This is a genomic window from Alicyclobacillus fastidiosus, assembly GCF_026651875.1.
GTDB lineage: Bacteria > Bacillota > Bacilli > Alicyclobacillales > Alicyclobacillaceae > Alicyclobacillus > Alicyclobacillus fastidiosus.
The window spans coordinates 1,816,834-1,837,086 of sequence record NZ_CP104067.1 but is presented as its reverse complement, the minus strand read 5'-3'; the positions used below and the strand labels follow the sequence as shown (position 1 = coordinate 1,837,086).

Below are 20,253 nucleotides of genomic sequence, written 5' to 3'. Positions count from 1 at the left end.
GTCTCTCGTGAGTAGTGCCTAGTACCATAATACACGGGTTATTTTGTCATGGACTGTTGAACTACTGTTGTTTTACTGTTGATTTTTCCGCGCTGGATACTTTTCATCTTCTCGATGATATCTTGCTTCTTGTTCTTTATGTTATCTCGTTCAGCATTCATCGCCAGATTTGCAGATTGATTCTGATTACCCCGACCCGGAACTTGTCCTTTAATGTTTGGTGGCTTCTTGCGGTTCTCCGCTTTTGGCACAATGTATCCCTCCATATCTCAGAAGCATTGTACCCTAACCGATTAACAAAAGCCCGCCTCGCAGGAGTTCTATACTTAGTTTAAAAATTTAAAAAGCAGTCAGCATAAGCCGACTGCCCACTTGTCAAAGGGTTGATCCACTGTTGAAATGCGCTGTTGTTTTACTGTTGATTTTCCGTCGTATTCACGAACTAAATCGTTACTTTGGCTTAACAGCATTTATGGTGTCTTTAAAATCCAGCCTTAAGAATGAGATTTTGACTTCTTGAACAGCATTCCAATCAAACGAATCGGCTTAAACAGGCGACTAGTGATGTCAGTCCACCCCAGATTTTCAATCACAATTTCGTTGAATGCGACAAACCGATGACGGTCTTCATCCCACAGTCGGTAGCGGAGCGCGCGAAGGCTGGAGGCAAAGGTAATAGGTGAAACATTGTGGAACAAGTCAGTGCTCTGATGCACCTGCTGGAGATGGTAATTCGGGACTTTGGGGCCCAAGTGATGAACGTGATGATAACCGATGTTCCCAGTCAACCATTGCAATACCTTCGGCAGTTGATAAAAGGAACTTCCCTGTAGCGCGGCACTAACAAAATCCCACTGATCTGATTTTTCAAAGTACGAGTGTTCAAACTGATGCTGGACGTAAAATAACCAGATTCCAACTACACCTGCTAGATAAAGAATAGGACCCTCCACGAGAAGTACAGCTTTCCAGCCGAGTATGAAACTGAGGCCAGTTAAGATGGCAATGAGCGTGAAATTAGTTACGTGTGTATTTACACGTTCCTTTCTTCCGGCACCTTTTCGGTTGAATCGATACTGGTTGAGAAAAAGATGGATGGGCCCGACACCAAACATGACAACGGGATTTCGATACACCCGATAAACCATTCTCTTGACGAAGGACGATTGCTTATATTCATTGACCGTCAACGTCCACATGTCCCCGGTTCCTCGTCGTTCCAAGTCACCACTAGTCGCGTGATGGACGGCATGCTCGTACTTCCACTGATGATATGGGAAGAAAGTCAAAACCCCAGTTATGATCCCGACTATCTCGTTCGCTCTTCGGCTTTTGAAGAAAGAATGGTGGCAGCAGTCATGAAATATGATGAAAATCCGAACAAAAAATCCCGATGCCAAAATAGTGAGGGGCAAAGTAACCCAAATCGAAACATTCAAACATAGATAGGCTGCCCACCATAGTCCGAGAAAGGGAGCAATAGTGTTTATAAGTTGCCAAACACTTTTTCTGGTATCCGATTTCTGAAAAGGAGCAATATCCTTCTTCCAATCTCTGTGTTCCTCTTGATTGTTTATATTCATCTTCCTTTCTTATTTCGAAGAAAAGGGGACACAAGCACTGACGTCGATAGGGAATTTTTACAAGAGGGATAAGTGAGGACATACAAACGGTACTATAAACTTGTGAAATAGTAATCAATAAGGAATGACGTAACGGCGTAAACGTATTCAGAAGCTGGTTTTCTCCTATTGTTGAAATACACTCAACAACCCTCTTCCGGAAACGGAAAGCCCATGCAGAATGGTCTACATGGTCTTAACTATGTTTGGTTAACCTACAACAACCACGTTAGCGGCTTGTGGACCTTTTGGACCGTCAGTGACGTCGAATTCAACACGTTGACCTTCATCCAATGTACGAAAACCACTGCTTTGAATTGCGCTGAAGTGAACGAATACATCGTCTCCACCTTCAACTTGGATAAAACCGAATCCCTTTTCACCATTAAACCACTTCACTGTTCCTTGTTGCAAAACAATTCCTCCCATGAGGCTACCTGATTTACCAAAAAAGCCGCTCCTCTGACCCAAGGGCCAAAGCAAACGGCTCATGTATCAAAAAACATACATTCGGTATTGATTCACCTTACCTCGTTTTACAATCTGTGTAAATACGTTACAGGAAACATTACGGAGTGTTTGGATATTTCAAATCCTCTTCAACGCCCCAATTCAGTGAATAAAATATCAATCTAATCCAACTGCCCACTTGTCAAACTGATGTAACGCCTTCTTCCGCGCCAGCCGATATTCCTCATCCGTCAGCGCTATGCCATTCCGCGCTGCGACCTTGCATAAGGCCTTCCAATGCTCGTCCATCACATATTTGTGCCAGAGGATGAGATACCACTCGTGATGGTACTCGCGCATATCTTCGAGTGTCAGACTAACGGTACGCTTCAACCTGACGAGTCGTTCATGCTCCGCTTTGGCCTCAGCGACTTCCTTCACCCGGCACTCCCCGTCTCAGCGTTGGGGCGGGGTTTTATTGTATTGGTTCAACGCACTTATCCGAATCGTTATTCACGTTCCCAACCATCTTATCGACCTGGTACCAGTACATGTCGTCTTCTGGATAAGGAGCGATCACCGTCAGCAATTCATCGATGTTCGTCTCGCTGCGGTCCAGCCAAAATCGCTCATCCTGGTGATCACGCAAAATGGCCGGCATGCGGTCGTGTATGTGCCTCGTACGCGCATTTGGCGGGCAGGTGATAATGGTACACGTGCTGATTTTCTGCCCATCTGAACCTTTCCAGGTATCGTAGAACCCGGCGAACGCGAACACTGGTCTACTCTTCACTCTGATATAGTGCGGCTGCTTCGTGCTCTGATGCCATTCAAAGTACCCACTTGCCGGTATCAAACAGCGACGTCGTTCCACCAGGCGTCTAAATGCCGTGTTCTTGCGCAATCCCTCGACGCGCGCGTTAATCGGCTTAACCTTTGGATTTTCGTTCACCCATGCCTGGGGAATCAGCCCCCATGACTTATAGATTGTGGATTCTGTGCTTCATGTGTGTATTTTACTTAATCGGTAAGTGTTTTGGTCTTCGATTATTGAAAATGCACATGTTGTAACAGTGCGTATTAACGTATGTCAGGTTGAATAAGAGGAGTATTTTTGATAGATGGGATGCTCCTTTCGTTGCTGAGTTAGTGTTAAATGACTCGTACTGTTTAAAATGGATAATTACCTCGCTGATGATCGCGGGAAATAGAATTAGGGCCTGCTGAATGAATTGAAATCCCAGTAGTAGCAAGGGTTTCGGGTGTGTTTTGTCGAATACAAGTGTATGGATTTTGAGCGGAACGTGCGAAAAACCGTGCACTTGGAGGACGGACAATGTACGCGAATCATCAAGATCAACAGATACTCCCCGGCGACTTCTTTCTACCGTTCGGTGGTCGACTCAGAGAAGATAATCGTTGGGTTGAGCTCTCCTATCTCATCCCGTGGCGACGCGTGGAACAAGAATACAGCAAACACTTTAGCAAGGACCTTCGAGGCGGGCGCGCAATGTCCGTTAGAATGGCGCTTGGTGCGCTCATCATTCAGGAACGTGAAGGCTTTTCAGACCGCCACTTGGTTCAACACATCACGGAAAACCCGTACCTGCAGTACTTCCTCGGTCTTGAGGCATATCAGGAAGAACCGCCTTTTGATCCTTCTCTGCTGACATACTTTCGTAAGCGGCTTGGCCCTGATGCTATTAACCAAGTGAATGAGTGGATTGTGCAGGCAGCACGTGAGGAAGAAGAGGATGGAGACGACAACGGTCCCAAAGACAATCCTCCAACCTCCTCCGGGGAAGATGCAAACGGTCGTCCACAAGCAGAATCTCAAGAACCACGCGCGCATCAAGGGAAGCTTATTCTGGATGCAACCTGCGCGCCTGCAGATATTGCGTATCCGACAGACCTGACACTGTTGAACACAGCGCGTGAGAAGTTGGAGGACATCATCGACACACTCCATGCGTCACATGTCGGCTACATGAAGAAACCTAGAGACCGGCGGCGCCAAGCGCGTCGTGACTACTTGCGAACGGCAAAGAACCGAAAGCCAAGCCGGTCAGAGATTCGCAAGGCTGTCGGTCGGCAATTGCGTTATGTGGCACGGAACTTGAGATTCATTGAACAACTGGCAGAACATACACCGCTTACTACCCTCTCGCGGAAACAATACCGCGATCTCTTGGTTATTGGCGAGTTGCATCGCCAACAACGAGAGATGTATCGCACGCGAAGCCACCGGGTTGACGACAGAATCGTCAGCATCGCACAGCCAGACGTTCGACCCATTGTACGTGGAAAAGCAAAAGCGAATGTGGAGTTCGGTTCAAAGGTCGCCATCAGTGTTGTGGACGGATACGCCATGATGGAGAAGACAAGCTGGGATAGCTTCAATGAGGGAACGACCCTGATTGAATCCGTAGAGCGGTATGTTGAGCGCTTCGGTTGCTATCCGGAAGCCGTTCTGGCGGACAAAATCTATCGAACGCGAGAGAACCTCAGGTACTGCAAGGAACACGGAATCCGGTTGAGCGGGCCGAAACTTGGTCGTCCGCCAAAGCATGTGGAGCCAGGAGAAAAGCAACAAGAGCGCGAGGACGTGGGTGAGCGTAACGCGGTGGAAGGGAAATTTGGCGAAGCCAAGCGAAACTATGGGCTTGGCTTAATGCGAACGCGCCTTCGGCAGACAAGCGAGACGGTCATTGCCATCCAGTTACTGATTATGAATCTCGAAAAGAGGCTACGGCTTCTTTTTTTGCTCATACTCGGAGAACTTTTTGGAACAGATTTCGGCACGACCGTGGTCATTGCGTAGTTCATTCATCAGACCCTATTTAATTCGGTGGGGCTGCCCAGTTAAGACCGGGTGAAGTGCAATGGCCATAACTCGGCCGCAACGTTCACCCTCTTCATATAACGTCTCGAACTGATCTATAATCCGAGTTCGGAACTCCGATCCAGAAACCTTTTGTCTGAGTATCAATCCCATGTCATTAATCTCCATCGAATACGGTACTGATAAAATGTCTCTGTATTTAGTGGTGAGGAAAAATGGAATATCATCCGCCACCCAATCGGCAACGTAACTTATCCCTTCTTCAGCGAGTATATCTAGTGTATTATGGGTCTCAACCAGTCCAGGGCTTAACCATCCCTTTGGCCTAGTCCCGATTGAACGTTCAATCCTTTGAAGCGTATCACGGATCACCATTCGTTCATTCTCTTCAGATAAACCCGCCAACCTCATTCCGTTCGTGGGCCCGTGCCCCATCCATTCCCATTTACGTTCGAGTCCGGCATGAATTATTTGTGGGTAGTGCTCGCAGACATCAGCGTTTAGTGCAACAGTTACACGAATCCCAAGGCGATCGAAACAATCGACCATCCTCCATATAGCGACACGAGGCCCATAGTCCCGCAAGCTGTGGTTAACAATGTCCGGATCAAAGCGGGCAGCTCCCTCATTGATTTCTAAGCCCTTTGAACCGTATTCGAAATACTCAATGTTATTGATGACCCAAAGAGCAACCCTCGATCCACCCGGCCAATGAAACGGTCTATGGTCAACGATGGCACGATACTTATAGCGGGGACAATCCCTCATAACATTTATTTCCCCCTCAACATGGACGTACAAACCGGTTCTACAGAAAATTACTTTGCGTATCGGTTGTTCAGTTCCTGTTCTAATTCGTCTATAGCGATCACGGTTGCATATTTCATGTTTATTTCAAAAAGAGACACGCAGTGAGAAAACTGTGAACGATCAAAACACCCGTCTTCCAGTAAGAATGTAGAAAATCCCGATGAGTGACTATCAGTTGCACTGGAACGGATGCAGCCACTTGTCGTAGACCCCGCAATGACAACTGTATCAATCCCCCATGTTCGCAAGAGGACGTCAAGCGATGTCCGAAAAAAGGCACTCGCTCGAGTCTTCAGAACAACTGGTTCACCTTTCAGTGGTGCTATTTGTTCTGGAATATTAAACTCCTTATCGTCTCTTGTACCAAGAGTTTTACGCTTTGTCGCACCAAAAAGTTGTACAGTGGATCGGTCGGGTGTCACGTAAACCACAGGTAATCCGATATCTCGAAACATTCCTAATGCTCTTTTGATCGATACCATTGCGTTCCATCCGACCCTACCACATGCCGTTGGATATTCATCGATGGCCTCCAGCGTGTCAACGGGCTTACTCCCTATAAATGACCATATTACGTCAATGATTAGAAGGCATGGTTTTTGGCCCCATTGTGCCCTATGGCCAAATTGAGCCTTTTCATAAACAACCCTATCCTGCTCTGATATAATCTCCTCCCAGAATCGCATGTTCATTCCTCCAATATCCAATATTTTGATTTAATTAATAGAGCTAACGCGATTGATGCAACAAGCAAGTCGATAGATAAGAACAACATAACCGAAGAAAAACTACTGCTATTTAGACCAATCATCAAGCCGACAATTGTTGGAGCCAAAAAGCTCATTATGTTACCGACACCATTCATGATCCCAGCAGCTCGACCCATAAACTGCTTCCCGCTGAAGCTATGAAGTAGTGCCTGAACATTACCTGCACAAGCCTGCTGACAACTGACACCAATAATCATGATGCCCATTGCAAGCGGCACATTCAAAATGCTCCCCCCGATGTAGACGCCGAGAGCAGCAATTAAGAATCCCAGAGCCCCCAGCGGAGCCCGTCTACGAATTCGGTCAGTTAGATATCCCAGGAGTAGTACAACAACTACTTCAAGTGCAAACGTTAGTGCAGTCATACCACCAGCAGATTTAAAAGAAAAATGACGAGTATTCATAAGATACGTGGGGAGCCAGCTACTCCATCCCCAGAAGAAAATGTTATTTGCAACAAGCGAGATAACTAGCAACCAATATTTGTAATTCACGAGTATCGTTGACCCTTTATCACTTGGAGTTACCAACAGTGTGCTATCCTGCTCAATAATTTTAAGTTCGTGTTTTGAAACACGTGAATGCTGCGTTGGATCGTCTTTCGTCAAAAATAAGAGCATGGGTAGTACAACAACTAGGCCAAGGATAGCAAGAATGAAAAATGCCGGCCTCCATCCCAAAGAAATAATAATTGAGGTTACCAATGCGCCTCCGACAGCACTACCGACCGTTGCCCCATTGAACCAAATAGATTGAGCGCGCCCCCGTTCGTGAATCGCAAACCACCGCACGACGTAAGCGTTACACACAGGGTATAAAACACCTTCACTCAGTCCAAGAAAAATCCGAGAGAGATATAACATAAGAGCGGAATAGCTAAAACCGCCCCAGATCAAGGTTATTGCCCACAAGGTAACACCAAGCATTGCTGCACGCCGAGGCCCGATTCTATCAATTATTGGTCCCCATAAAAGTTGTCCCGCTCCATAAGAGATTAAAAATGCTGACACCAATCCGCCTACGATCGCTGGATGATTGACGAGACCCATGTCTTTTAAAAAGGTATGGTTAGCCATGACGATGGAAATGCTCGACTTATCGATTTGGGCTATAAGCGTTGCAATAAATAATGTTGGCATAATAAACAACCAACGAACCTTTGACGAGTCCTTCAAATTTGTGACCGTGCCCAGTTCTGGTCTCGCCATCCTTATTCCCCCTCGATGTAACTTACTATTCAGATATTTATATTCTGACCTAATGTAACCAGTTTGACCCTAATTAACCAGGTGTTCTTAAGCCAATCTAGTACCCTTTAAGTCCTCTTCGGTATAACAATCCATTTGAGCCGATTTGTCACTCCCTCTTTGAATTATTTATTAGGAAAGTATATTAACGACATGTGCAAACATTTTATCTGGGTTCTGTTATATGGAATGAGGACGCCACAAATAATTTATGCGGTACCCCCAAAAATTTTTTTTGCGATGGTCAACCGTGGCTCAATACTTCCGGATGTTTAACTGGGGAGCAAAGGTTGATGCGGGTAGTCCGTTCACACTGAGTAACCTAGATGATTTATCAGACCTGGCGGATGTGCTGCGCCAAGCGTTGGGGTGGTGGGCGCATGGGGTTCATGAAAATGATCATCTACGATAGCATCCGTAGCGCACGGCCAGCGGCACGAGAGCGTACGAAGGAGAGCGCTAACCCCTTTCCCCACACCGGTCTCAAACAACTCGGCAAAACGGCTGTCACAAAGTCAGATGTCGACCGACTGGCAGATAAGGAGGAGCAAACACGTAGCGATGTTCACAAAGGCATTGGGGACCTGTATCGGATGCACTCGACGAATGATGAGTTCCTGTTTAAGCAGATGGATAGGCTACATGATGCCATCGACAAGCATGGCCAAACGATTAAAGAACTGGTGGATGTCATTAAAAATATGGGTGGCCTCGGCTGACACAGTCGGGGGGTTTTCTTTGCTTACCAAAGAGAACAACAATACCAGGATTTTATGACCTCATTCGCGCAGCAGCAGAGAAGCAGAAAGAGGCGGCATAAGCCACCCCAGAGGACTAATCAGACATGTGAACCGTCGTGTGTCACGTGGATTGTATATTGCTTATACTCTATTTCAAATTCGGGCTCCACGGTGCATAACCCGATTCCCCTGTAAGACCTGGTTGTCTCGTCAATCCAATCTTTGATGCATATTTGTTTACAATTTCGATTACGTCCAAGTGGTGGAGTTGTCCCAACGATGCAGATGCTTCATTGCGGAGCTTAGGCTTAATCGGATACAAAGTGATGGGTTGGACAGTCCCTTGTCGGACAGGAACCTCAAACGCTACGTTTTCATTATGCCCATTGGCCACACAAATGGCAGTTACAACCCCCAAACCGTCAAAACGTGGGTCTGAGTTCACTGTTAGAGGTACAGACCAAACACCATTGGAGTTCGTTAATCCTGTTGTAATGACTCGCCCACTGCTGTCTACAACAATCACCCGAGCACCTTTTAATCCTTGATAGTCTACGGCAGATACGACACGAAACGTGACAGTGGCACTTACGGTTTGTGTTTGGGCGTACGCTCTAGGCACGTGCCAGGCCGGACCTGCACTCAAACACACCAGGAGGGCACAAATTATAACTTTAATCCTTTTCAACCATACTCTCTCCTTTCGTCGATAGTATGGTGAACCATGTGCTGCCCCATCATGCGGAGTTATTTATAATGCCAGTTTATTCCTTACAGGGGAAACTGGCTGTACAGGATGAGGAGTTGGTATTGCTATAAATTTTACGTTACATGGATCCGTTCAGTGGTATCCAGTATTCGTAACCATCAATGCTGATACACGCGACGAAGCGATACGAGCGATGGCGATGAGAACGGCTTAACGGTGGTGGAGTACGATGCTTACAGCGTGTGGATGCAGATGGGGGACGGCGCCCTGGTGAAGTACGAAGTAAATATGGCTTAAAGTTATATGTAGCGTACACGATTCATTGAGTACCAAAAGCGACAGTGCCTATAATTGAGTTGCCTGAAATCCTTTCATCTAGTTTCCCTGCACGCCTCCTCTCCAAGGCTGTCTGTGCGGGGAGATTTTCATGTTTAGCTCAATATTGGCATGAAAAACCCTTACGATGATGCGATGCATTGAACTACGAATTAAGTACCGATAAGAGCAGTTTTAGAACCTCATCAATATCGTCATCGGACAGACCTACTTCTTTTAGCCGAATTCGTACGTACTGCGCAAACGGTAAATTCGATAAATTACACCCCATTTTTCCCCTTACCTCTTCTTGCTGTTAATTTTTTTGTGTAAACCGATAAAACAAAATACGTGGTCTACATCAAAAGTAAATCGAAACATTGCGCATGCAAAAGGACATAAAAAATCCCGTATCAGCAAAGGGAGCCAACACGGGACGAGTAAGAAATAAAGTTGCTTCAGTGCATGGACGAGTATACTGCGCCCATTTCGACTGTGCAATAAAAAAGTCCCCGACGCCAAAGACGCCGAGGGACAAAGGGGTAAAAGGGTGATGCAATGACTAGTTTAACATGGTCAAATAATCAATACTGCCCAACGGTGACTATCGGCAGAAATTATCCGTACAACGCAACAAAGCTACCTGTCCTGAGTAGGTAGCCTGTCGCACTTACGCTAAATGTGCCATTAGGGATATTACTATTATATTACATATCTGAATGTTTGTATATTATTCACTCCTTGATATACCGATCATACTATCATCTGTCACGAGACACAGAAGAACCCGGAGTACCTGGTACACTCCGGGCCATCTGTGACATTTCCACGTTTTTATCTTAATGGAACACGGACGTAAAATAAGACTTGATTAGCAAGCAATGTTACAATACATCGATGATTCGTTTCCTTGCAGGAGGGTACATATTGAATAAACAAGAATTAATCAACAAGGCAGCTGAGAAAACAGGACTTACTAAGAAAGATACCGAGACTTTGGTTAACGGCCTCTTTGGTGTTATTGAGGAAACATTGGGCGCTGGAGAAAAGGTTCAAATCCCTGGCTTTGGGACGTTTGAAGTTCGTGAACGTGCAGCTCGTACTGGACGTAATCCGCAAACTGGTGAGACCATCGATATTGCTGCGTCCAAGGTCCCTGTATTTAAACCAGGAAGCAGTCTTAAAGAGAAAGTTCAGCAATAAGCGTAATTAATGTTCGAACACCGTCTGTTTTGGGCGGTGTTTTTATTTACGTTCCTCCGTTCTCCAGACTTCGACATGGCCAGTCTTGTACAATGGTGAATACGGGCACATTTGACCACTATGCATTGACACTCACACTCTCTCACATTAGACACGTGTATATCGAACCCTTAACCGCTTAGCTATTAGGTGTCCACAAATTAATATTCACACAATTATGACTGTGTAGAGAGAGTGATTGATGTGGCCTTTGAACCCTACAGAGTGGTTAAACAACTTGTTGAAGAGATCAGCAAAGCACCGGAAGAACGCAACCCTGTAACAGCAAAATCCCTTGGTATTTCACACTACGATATGTTGACGACTGTATTGGAACTTGAGCGAAACGGATATATAACAGGCGTTCGTTACATCCACATAGACCAGGTTACACATCCGGTTAAGGTGAGTTTAAATAATGCAGAAGTGACTCATTCGGGACTGGATTATTACAGGAAACACAGTGCGATATAACCTAAATACCTTCGGACGTAGTGTTTGATCTCATAAGTAGGCGGTATGGAGTACCCGAGAACATGGATGGCCTCGGTTAATACAGTCGGGGTTTTCTTTGCTTACCAAAGAGAACAACAATACCAGGATTTTATGACCTCATTCGCGCAGCAGCAGAGAAGCAGAAAGAGGCGGGCATAAGCCACCCCAGAGGACTAATCAGACATGTGAACCGTCGTGTGTCACGTGGATTGTATATTGCTTATACTCTATTTCAAATTCGGGCTCCACGGTGCATAACCCGATTCCCCTGTAAGACCTGGTTGTCTCGTCAATCCAATCTTTGATGCATATTTGTTTACAATTTCGATTACGTCCAAGTGGTGGAGTTGTCCCAACGATGCAGATGCTTCATTGCGGAGCTTAGGCTTAATCGGATACAAAGTGATGGGTTGGACAGTCCCTTGTCGTACTGGAACCTCAAACGCTACGTGTTCATTATGCCCATTGGCCACACAAATGGCAGTTACAACCCCCAAACCGTCAAAACGTGGGTCTGAGTTCACTGTTAGAGGTACAGACCAAACACCATTGGAGTTCGTTAATCCTGTTGTAATGACTCGCCCACTGCTGTCTACGACTATAACCCGAGCACCTTTTAATCCTTGATAGTCTACGGCAGATACGACACGAAACGTGACAGTGGCACTTACGGTTTGTGTTTGGGCGTACGCTCTAGGCACGTGCCAGGCCGGACCTGCACTCAAACACACCAGGAGGGCACAAATTATAACTTTAATCCTTTTCAACCATACTCTCTCCTTTCGTCGATAGTATGGTGAACCATGTGCTGCCCCGGCATACGGCCTTATTTACGATGCCCGCCCTTCACTCGAAGCAGACTTTTGTTGTTGCTGAGCAAGTGCCGGTGTATCATTCTCTGTAGCGCTTTGGAACAATGGGATCGCGCCAACTTGTTCAACTCTTCATAATAAATTCCTGAATTCCTGCCTTGCGCGTGAAAGGAATCAATTTTGAATATCTGAGGCAAAGTATCATTAAAAATCTTGGAAAGGGGAAATCACTTGACTAGCGCTCAGAGTCAATTTTTAGACAATATCAATAACACCTGAATCCGTGACGTGGATTTTCAAGAGGACGACAAAAATCGCGTGAAATCAAGTAAAATGGCGCTATCAGATGGACGAATCTACCTCACCTACTTGGTGGTGCCTTCATGCGTTTTGTGATCGAAGAGTCAGATGAAATATTGACATCCCATTCTGGACTTGCTCTGGTTGGACTGCTCCTTGGCAAGACTCAACTATCCGCACGTCTCAATGCCCTCCCTGTCCCAGGGCGCGCGTATACGGAAATTTCGAATCAAGATGTTGCCTACGCCTACCTGGGCCTCTTGTGTCAGGGGAAGAGCGACTTTGACCACATTGAGCCGTTGCGTCAGGACGAGTTCTTCCCTGAAGCGCTGACCATTTCCAATGTACCGTCGAGTCCAACACTACGCCAACGCCTGGATCTCGTAGCACCCGAAGAAAAATGTGACTGGCAATCGGTTATCCTCGAAGAATCAGCTGACCTATTGAGCAAGGTGGGCGTGTACCTTGCACCCATTGTACTGGGGGATGGGCATCGTGAATATCTACCGCTTGACATTGATGTATCCCCATTTGACAACTCAGGAACCAAGAAGGAGGGCGTGTCTCGTACCTATAAAGGGTGCGACGGATACGCGCCGATTTTCGCTTACTTAGGACAGGAAGGATACGCCGTTCACGTAGAGTTCCGAACGGGAAGTACACATTGTCAAAAGGGGACCGCCGCGTTTCTGGCTCAGAGTATCCGCTATGCTCAACGAATTTCGGACAAGCGCCTACTCGTACGCTTAGATGCGGGAAATGACAGCGTAGAAAACTTAGTCGTATGCAGGGCCGACGAAACCTCGGCCGACTTTATCGTGAAGAAGAACCTACGTAAGGAGAACCCGAATGCGTGGTTGCTGACGGCTGAGCAACACGGTACCTACACAGAGCCCCGTGCAGGGAAGAAGGTGTACAGAGGGTCCATCCTGTCTCCAATGAAGGGATTAGAAAAACCGGTCCGGATGGTGTTTGAAGTGATTGAACGCACGATCCAGAGCGACGGTCAAGCATTACTCATCCCGAGCATTGAGGTAAACGTCTACGTCACGAGCTTGCCAGAGGCTCCAGAGGTGATCATCGACCTGTATCATGCACATGGAACGATGGAGCAATTTCATAGCGAGATCAAGACAGATTTAGATTTGGAACGGTTGCCCTCGGGGAAGTTTGCAACGAACGACCTTGTCTTGCATTTTGGTGTACTGGCATATAACCTGTTGCGCATCATCGGACAGGAGAGCCTGAGAGAGCAGGATGCACCGATTCGGAAGAAAGCAGAGAGGCGACGCATACGCACCGTGATCCAGAATCTCATCACGCTTGCGGCGAAAATGACGAGACACGCGAGGCAGACACGGCTACGATTCGGACGAGGTAACCGGTGGTTGCCCGTGTTTAGGCGACTATACGAAGCATTTGGATGAAGAAGGGAAAGAGCGTCCGATGTATCCACATGTGAATGCATCCCTGAAACGAAGGGGTTATTCACCTGTGGACAAATTCACAGACTCCTCTCTTCTGCAAAAATGAACCACTCTGTTGACTGCTCGCCGACGCTTGGAGTCATGTTCAAAACTACCTTGACCAGTCTCTACAGACGTCACGGATTCAGGTAACACGAAGAAAAAGTCATCGATGGGTGGATACACTGTTGGAGTCTTTATTCCGGACCTGGAACATGGCAGTTCTGGTTCAATTGTTTCTTACTGATTGCCCCTTTGAGTGCAATAGCCTCTCGGTATTGGATTGTCGCTGAACCCTCAACGGTTCTGTGCCTGGAGGATCTTCGTTTGCCCCCATGTTCATTTACCCCATTTGACAATTCGAAATTGGAAATTGTTCATCTCCGCCAGGAGAAGAAACTGTGATATGTACACCAAATTTTACTTGACTTTTCAGATTCAACAATCCCCGAGAAGGGCTTGGATGGTTAGTGTTATACTCAATGAAGGTAACGTTACTCATAAGAAATCGCTCCATTCGGTTGATGTTTGCTCGTCACTTACATTTTACCGGAATGAGCGATTTCTTTTTGTGTACAAACAGTAAAATTACACACATTTAGATAAAACGGGGAGTGTCAGTACCGAAGTACTTTTGGGACACCCCCGATTCCATTCCTATTGTTCCTGTGGTGACGCTCAACCGTAGCCCGCGTCGTGTACATGAGAGACTTTCATCAAACTCCACACAGATATACCTATCGATCCTAAGCTGTTACTCTAACTTGCCACGAGCTGCAATTTCGAGCCTTTCAAATTCTCCATTTTTCTTCAACAACGCAGAGTTATGCAGATTCACCGTACTACAGATGTGATTCGGAATAATACTGATTTGATCTCCGATTGAGATAGAACAGTCTCTAGGAACGCGAATCATGCCATGCTCTTCGGTCATTCGTTCAAAAACTGCTTCACCGTGTGACAGTACCTCGCCAAATCCTTTTAAATTGAGTGGCGACACCCCTGGCTGAACATCAGTTGCAAACGTCTTGCTACCACCATCAATGATCACCAGATCATCAGATGGCCTGCTGACAACAGTTGTGACAATGTATGCTGCGCAATCATCTAAACATAGTGACCCAAGTGCCACTTGCATTCGGTCTCCAAACACATAGGTCCCCGGGCGGATTTCTGTCACTCCATCGATTTCGGCGGCGTAAGCCCCGGTAGGTGTTGAACCTACACTTACATCTGCTATATCTATACCCGCCAGTCGCATCCGTCGAGCCAAGTCCGACATAAGTCTTCCTTCTTCAAAGCCTGCAGCTCTCGTATCTAAAGTTGGAGATTCGCCTAACAGAGCACCTCTATACGTATAGATGCCAGTGAGATTCAATCTGTCGAGTTGACTGACTGCGATTGCCAATTCCAATGCTTCATCATATTTGACACCCGTTCGATGTAAACCAGTGTCGACCTCGAGTCTCACATTAAGTGTTTGGTTGTGACGCTTCGCAACTTCCGACAGCTGCCTTGCTCCAATCAAACTATCGACAGCTAATGTTAAGTCCATATGCTTTGCCAAATTTAACGCGCGAGTTATCTTAGATTCCACTACCAGGGGATAAGCGATAAAAATATCCCTTATCCCCTCAGCGTACATAACTTCGGCCTCGGAGACTTTCGCGACTGTAATGCCCACTGCCCCGTTCGCTAGTTGAAGTTGAGCAATGCGTGGCACCTTGTGAGTCTTCACATGTGGCCGTAAGCGAACATTATTTCGGGAAGCAACGTCAGCCATGCGACGAATGTTCTTTATCATTTTGTCCGAATCAATTACCAGACATGGGGTCTCCAATAATAACGCCTCCATACTTCAATCAAAGAATTCTATTATTACAACCCCGCGTGTACCCGATCATCAGACGTGCGGTTCATGAATGGCGATTGAATGGGCGAAATTTCTCCCATAACAACGAGATAGAAAAATAGCCCTATTAGAACTACGAGCGCAGCCACGATGAATGCTGGCGCGAACGATCCGCTTCCACCAACGATGAACCCAGTCACTATCGGCGCCAATATGCTCATAACATTTGCAATAAAATTCATAATACTCAGTACAGTACCAACAGTACCCTTTGGTGCCACGATAGACGGTAAACTTCCGCCGATTGGCGCCGCGAAGGATAAGCCGCTCAGCGCAATTGTGATCCACACAATCGCAACACCGGGGTTGCTAGTGAGCGTAGCACCAATTACTGCTAAGCCCAATATCATACCAATACTGATAAGCGTTTTACGGGTTTTGGAAGGATGGTAGCCGCGTTTGATGAAAAAATCCGTGATCCATCCGGCAAATAAGTCTGCTACCGTTGCAAAGGCCCAAGGAATGATTGTGTATAGACCTGTCTTGAGAACTGACATGTGCATCTGTGTTTCCAAATACCCGGGTAACCACGTTAAAAAGAGGTAAAACGCATAGTCATATGCCGCAAATCCAATTGTCAATCCCCAAACTTTCCGATTCCTTAGCAAATAGCCAAGGTTCCTTAATACGCCTCCTGGTGCACTGCCTTCATCCTGTGCGCCACCTTCAGCAATATACTGACGTTCTGACTCTGTGAGAGAACGTTTTTCCTTTGGATTTCGGTACCAAATCCAAAATGCACAGGCGTACAATAGACTTAGAATGGCTGTTGCATAGAATCCACCTCGCCATCCCCATCCCATTACAATAAATGCCACTAATGGTACCCCGACCACGTTCGAAAATTTCGCGGCGGCATCGTATGCAGATGTTGCGAGACCTCTTTCCTTCAAGGGAAACCAATATCCTACCGCTTTCGCGTTACTAGGGAAGGCAGGAGCTTCCGCAGCACCTAAGAGAACGCGCGAGAGCAATATGAGTCCCATTCCACTTACAATTGCAGTCATAAAGGTGGCGAGTGACCACAGGATAGTCGTCACGCGCACAAGCCACTTCACGCCAATCCTGTCGAGAATGACTCCAATGGGAATTTGGAGAAATGAGTACGACCAACCGAAAGCTGACAACAAGATACCCATTTGCCCAGGAGTCAGATGATAAGCCTGCATAAGTGGTTTTGTAGCCACAGAGATATTTGTCCGATCGAAATAGTTAATCACAACACCAATGCCCAGCAATACGGCTATGCCCCATCGCACTGAACCTACTCTTTGCCTCATGTGTATCCTCCTTCACCCCATTCAATTAGTGCGTCGCCTTATAAACTGTGCAGGATGTTCACCGACAATCGTTCCATCGTGGACAACAAGCTTGCCGTTAACCAACACATGCCGCAATCCTGGTGTGAACTGTTTGGGATTTTCGTACGTTGCGACATCCACGAACTTGTCGTAATCGAATATTGCAATGTCTGCAATTGAACCAATTTGAATACGGCCGCGTTTACCAAGTTTGAATCGATCAACAGTAAAACTCGTTGCCTTTTGAATTGCCTGCTCAAGAGTTAAAATCTCAGATTCACGAACATATTTGGACACGAACCTAGGGAACGTTCCATAGAGTCTGGGGTGTGGATGTCCCTCTGTTGACGGTAATCCATCGCTTCCCACAGCTGTATACTCGAATGCCAACACCTGTTCCACATCGCGTTCATCCATGTGATGGATCACAATCGTACCCGTACCGTTGTTCGCCTCAATCAATCGAAAGTAGGCTTCGATTTCATCACAAGACATGTTGCGTGCGGCCTCTGCCACGGACAAACCTTCAAACTCTTTACGTGAAGGGCTGGATACCAATATCACACGGTCCCACCCCGTTATATAGGCGACATTTTCCCAATCACTTCCCTGTGCCTCGAGCTCCCCATGCACCTTTCTCCGTATTTCGTTGTTCGCCAAACGTGACAACACACCTTGAACACCACCCTGAAGTACCCATGGTGGAAGTAGCGAAAGTAGGGTTGTACTTCCTGCGGCATACGGGTAAGCATCACACGTGACATCAACGCCTTCACGACGTGCCGTACGAATCATCTCTATGGCTTCATTAATGGTCCCCCAGTTCTTCCGCCCTACTGCTTTCAAATGAGAGATGTGCATGGAAGCCTTTGTACACCGCGCAATCTCGAGCATTTCACGAATCGAAGGTAAGAGAAAATCCCCTTCGCCGCGAATGTGAGCGGTTACAATCCCGTCATAGGAGCGTACCGTTTCAGCGAGTGCCTTCAATTCTTCCTCTCCCGCATAACACCCTGGCACGTACATCAGGCCAAGCGACAATCCCAACGCCCCTGCTTCCATGGCGTCGCTTAGCAACCGCTGCATCTCTTCAATTTCTGCTGTTGTCGCGCGCGCGTCCGAAAAACCCATCACCCGAACTCTTAGCGGCCCGTGCCCAACTAATGCACCAACATTCACGCTTTTATTGGCTGTTACAATGTCATTGTAAAACTCTGTTATTTCAGAATAACCAAATGTACAGGACGCGGTCACCCAACGCCCCAGCACAGGTTCCATGTATTGTCTCAAGCCCTCACGCAACTCAATGTCATGAGGCATAGGTGCGACGCTGTGCCCGCAATTCCCTATAATGGTTGTGGTCACACCTTGTAACAATTTAAACGGCAACGCTTCGTCGTGTAAGATAGCTAAATCGTCATGCGAATGAACATCGATAAAGCCAGGACAGACGACAAGCCCATTGGCATCAATTGTTTCAATGGCGGCTCCATCAAGCCTACTTCCCACAGCTTCAATACGACCGCCGGAGATACCGATGTCGCCAACATGTCGCTGACGACCCGATCCATCAACTATGGTTCCACCACGAATTAGAACATCAAACATCGTCACATCTCCCTAAAGCTCTTGCTTGAGTTGTACAATCATTTCTATTTCAACAGGCGTATTGAATGGCAACTCCGGTGCCGCTAACGCAGAACGAGCATGCTTTCCTTTTTCTCCAAAAATGTCTTCAAGAAGCATTGACGCACCGTTAATTACATATGGTTGTTCGACGAACCCTGGGGCACTATTAACGAAACCAAGCAATTTCACAACTCGTTCTATTTTATCTACACTTCCCAAGTGAGCTTGAAGGACTGCCAAGAGATTTATCATCGTCTGGCGGGCAGCTATTTGCCCCTCCTCTAAAGTAAGGTCTAGCCCAACTTTCCCCTTGTACATGAGTTCACCGTTTACACGACAATCATTTCCAGAAGTATAGACTAAGTCATGAACGGTGATCGCTGGCACATAAGCAGCTACCACTTTTGGTGGGGGAGGCAACGTAATTCCAAGTTGTTTTAACCTTTCTGACGCTAGCAATTCATTTCCTCCAATCGCACTCACAGACTGAACGTCAAAAATCAATCAGACTGTTGGCTACCTAAGTAGTTGTATAAAGTGAACTTCGATATATTGAGATAGCTGCAAACTCGTTCCCCCGACTTCTTAATGAGAAACGCTCCTCGTCGGTCCAAATGTCGAATAAATTCAACTTTGTCTTCCTTCGTCATCATTGCCACAGGTTTACCAACGATGCCCTGGGCTTCCTGAATCAGAGTATCCATTAGTTCGTTCACATCATTAACGAAGGTCTCTTTGTACTCAGGCTGCACATCACAGTCAGTGATATCTCGAATCGCTCTTTCAGCCATTGTCAAAGCTGTTATGTCAAAATTAATACAAATACTACCAATTGTTTTGCCCTCATCATTTTGCATATAAATTGATGTTGATTTTAATAACCTCCCGTCCTTTGTTTGGGTAATGTAGTTGAACTTATTTCCGTTTTCAACGCTACCTCTCAACAGTTCCAATCCCAAATTTGTTCCTGGATCACCCACCTTCCGATTAGTAACATGACCATTTTCAATGGCCACAATTGTGCTTTCGTAAGGTCGTTCCAAATCATGAAGCACAACCTCACAATTACTCCCAAACTGACGTGCAATTCCCTTTACAAGTTCCTTTAAAAACCCAAATTCATCTTGAACAGATTTCAAACCACTCAAATCCCTTCTGATAAATTGAAGATAACACAGGGTTCTGAAATCACCAAACATTATTTTTGTTATTCAAACTTTTATTTAGTTTTGAGTTCATATGAGTGAAATATGAGTTCACATGCTTCTAATTTCAGTTCGCCTCTCTCATCATCACAACACACGCTTCATCTTTAAATACAACAGTGGATGAACTATGGCCTGTGGAGGAGGGTGAGCTTAGCCGAGTCCGACGAAAGGATACGAACTGCCGGATGGAGCAGCGAACACGAAGTGCAGAATGTCTAGGAAATCTTACGGCTACTCGGGTATCAAGGATTGATTACCCTCGGCGTTGATCGAACCACTTTGGAAGTGTGATTCGAAGCATGCAGTAATGCCCGCAGGTGTATGTGAGTTACTTCTGCCATAAAGCATCAATAAGGAGATTGAACGTTGTTTGAGCGGTAAAC

Annotated in this window: 19 protein-coding genes; 5 read left to right on the top strand and 14 right to left on the bottom strand. The window is 46.3% G+C overall.

Translation table 11 applies throughout. The features are described from left to right. Nucleotides 1-38: 38 nt before the first annotated feature. The 5 genes from NZD89_RS09105 to NZD89_RS09085 form a co-directional block, all read right to left on the bottom strand. The gene (locus tag NZD89_RS09105) at nt 39-251 is read right to left on the bottom strand and encodes a hypothetical protein (protein WP_268007400.1); all 213 of its coding nucleotides are present in this window, start codon (nt 249-251) and stop codon (nt 39-41) included. 243 nt (nt 252-494) lie between these two features. Then, nucleotides 495-1,583: a Delta(5) desaturase DesA gene (desA, locus tag NZD89_RS09100; protein WP_268007399.1), complete on the bottom strand. Its 1,089-nt coding sequence runs from the start codon at nt 1,581-1,583 to the stop codon at nt 495-497. A gap of 249 nt (nt 1,584-1,832) precedes the next feature. Further along, on the bottom strand, nt 1,833-2,036 hold the full coding sequence (locus tag NZD89_RS09095; protein WP_268007398.1) for a cold-shock protein: 204 nt from the start codon (nt 2,034-2,036) through the stop codon (nt 1,833-1,835). Between the two features lie 213 nt (nt 2,037-2,249). Continuing rightward, the gene (locus NZD89_RS09090; RefSeq protein ID WP_268007397.1) at nt 2,250-2,513 is read right to left on the bottom strand and encodes a hypothetical protein; all 264 of its coding nucleotides are present in this window, start codon (nt 2,511-2,513) and stop codon (nt 2,250-2,252) included. Between the two features lie 34 nt (nt 2,514-2,547). Then, on the bottom strand, nt 2,548-3,042 hold the full coding sequence (locus NZD89_RS09085) for an SOS response-associated peptidase (protein WP_431308706.1): 495 nt from the start codon (nt 3,040-3,042) through the stop codon (nt 2,548-2,550). A 366-nt stretch (nt 3,043-3,408) separates the two neighbouring features. On the opposite strand from NZD89_RS09085, the gene NZD89_RS09080 reads away from it, so the two are divergent. Next, a complete protein-coding gene (locus NZD89_RS09080) occupies nt 3,409-4,893 on the top strand; it encodes an IS5 family transposase (RefSeq protein WP_268007396.1) in 1,485 nt (494 codons plus the stop codon). 15 nt (nt 4,894-4,908) lie between these two features. On the opposite strand, the gene NZD89_RS09075 is transcribed toward NZD89_RS09080, so the two are convergent. From NZD89_RS09075 to NZD89_RS09065, 3 genes are read right to left on the bottom strand one after another with little or no spacing between them, the layout of a single operon-like run. Then, nucleotides 4,909-5,682 carry a polysaccharide deacetylase family protein gene (locus NZD89_RS09075; RefSeq protein ID WP_268007395.1) on the bottom strand — a complete coding sequence of 258 codons (774 nt, stop codon included), beginning with the start codon at nt 5,680-5,682 and terminating at the stop codon, nt 4,909-4,911. A gap of 50 nt (nt 5,683-5,732) precedes the next feature. Further along, on the bottom strand, nt 5,733-6,410 hold the full coding sequence (locus NZD89_RS09070; RefSeq protein WP_268007394.1) for a cysteine hydrolase family protein: 678 nt from the start codon (nt 6,408-6,410) through the stop codon (nt 5,733-5,735). 2 nt (nt 6,411-6,412) lie between these two features. Continuing rightward, nucleotides 6,413-7,702, bottom strand: coding sequence for an MFS transporter (locus NZD89_RS09065; RefSeq protein ID WP_268007393.1), 1,290 nt, complete (start codon nt 7,700-7,702; stop codon nt 6,413-6,415). A gap of 419 nt (nt 7,703-8,121) precedes the next feature. Here NZD89_RS09065 and NZD89_RS09060 point away from each other — a divergent pair, with 419 nt between their 5' ends. Beyond that, complete coding sequence (locus NZD89_RS09060; RefSeq protein WP_268007392.1) at nt 8,122-8,460, top strand: hypothetical protein; 339 nt, start codon at nt 8,122-8,124, stop codon at nt 8,458-8,460. A gap of 169 nt (nt 8,461-8,629) precedes the next feature. Here the strand turns inward: NZD89_RS09060 and NZD89_RS09055 are convergent, their stop codons facing one another. Continuing rightward, nucleotides 8,630-9,169 carry a hypothetical protein gene (locus tag NZD89_RS09055; RefSeq protein WP_268007391.1) on the bottom strand — a complete coding sequence of 180 codons (540 nt, stop codon included), beginning with the start codon at nt 9,167-9,169 and terminating at the stop codon, nt 8,630-8,632. 1,263 nt (nt 9,170-10,432) lie between these two features. Here NZD89_RS09055 and hbs point away from each other — a divergent pair. From hbs to NZD89_RS09040, 3 genes are all read left to right on the top strand, one after another. Further along, on the top strand, nt 10,433-10,708 hold the full coding sequence (hbs, locus tag NZD89_RS09050; protein ID WP_268007390.1) for a non-specific DNA-binding protein Hbs: 276 nt from the start codon (nt 10,433-10,435) through the stop codon (nt 10,706-10,708). A 243-nt stretch (nt 10,709-10,951) separates the two neighbouring features. Further along, nucleotides 10,952-11,221 carry a YjcQ family protein gene (locus NZD89_RS09045; RefSeq protein ID WP_268007389.1) on the top strand — a complete coding sequence of 90 codons (270 nt, stop codon included), beginning with the start codon at nt 10,952-10,954 and terminating at the stop codon, nt 11,219-11,221. A 1,216-nt stretch (nt 11,222-12,437) separates the two neighbouring features. After that, the gene (locus tag NZD89_RS09040; RefSeq protein ID WP_268003751.1) at nt 12,438-13,781 is read left to right on the top strand and encodes an IS1380 family transposase; all 1,344 of its coding nucleotides are present in this window, start codon (nt 12,438-12,440) and stop codon (nt 13,779-13,781) included. 793 nt (nt 13,782-14,574) lie between these two features. Here the strand turns inward: NZD89_RS09040 and NZD89_RS09035 are convergent. The 5 genes from NZD89_RS09035 to NZD89_RS09015 are packed head-to-tail and all read right to left on the bottom strand — an operon-like array spanning nt 14,575 to nt 19,801. Beyond that, nucleotides 14,575-15,675 (bottom strand): alanine racemase, encoded by a 1,101-nt coding sequence (locus NZD89_RS09035; RefSeq protein ID WP_268007388.1) that lies wholly within the window; start codon nt 15,673-15,675, stop codon nt 14,575-14,577. Nucleotides 15,676-15,698: 23 nt separating this feature from the next. Continuing rightward, nucleotides 15,699-17,012 (bottom strand): MFS transporter, encoded by a 1,314-nt coding sequence (locus NZD89_RS09030; RefSeq protein WP_268007387.1) that lies wholly within the window; start codon nt 17,010-17,012, stop codon nt 15,699-15,701. 21 nt (nt 17,013-17,033) lie between these two features. Next, complete coding sequence (locus NZD89_RS09025; protein ID WP_268007386.1) at nt 17,034-18,641, bottom strand: N-acyl-D-amino-acid deacylase family protein; 1,608 nt, start codon at nt 18,639-18,641, stop codon at nt 17,034-17,036. 12 nt (nt 18,642-18,653) lie between these two features. Further along, complete coding sequence (locus NZD89_RS09020; protein ID WP_268007385.1) at nt 18,654-19,121, bottom strand: RidA family protein; 468 nt, start codon at nt 19,119-19,121, stop codon at nt 18,654-18,656. Nucleotides 19,122-19,162: 41 nt separating this feature from the next. Continuing rightward, nucleotides 19,163-19,801, bottom strand: a complete 639-nt coding sequence (locus NZD89_RS09015) for a helix-turn-helix transcriptional regulator (RefSeq protein ID WP_268007384.1) — start codon at nt 19,799-19,801, stop codon at nt 19,163-19,165. Nucleotides 19,802-20,253: the final 452 nt, after the last annotated feature.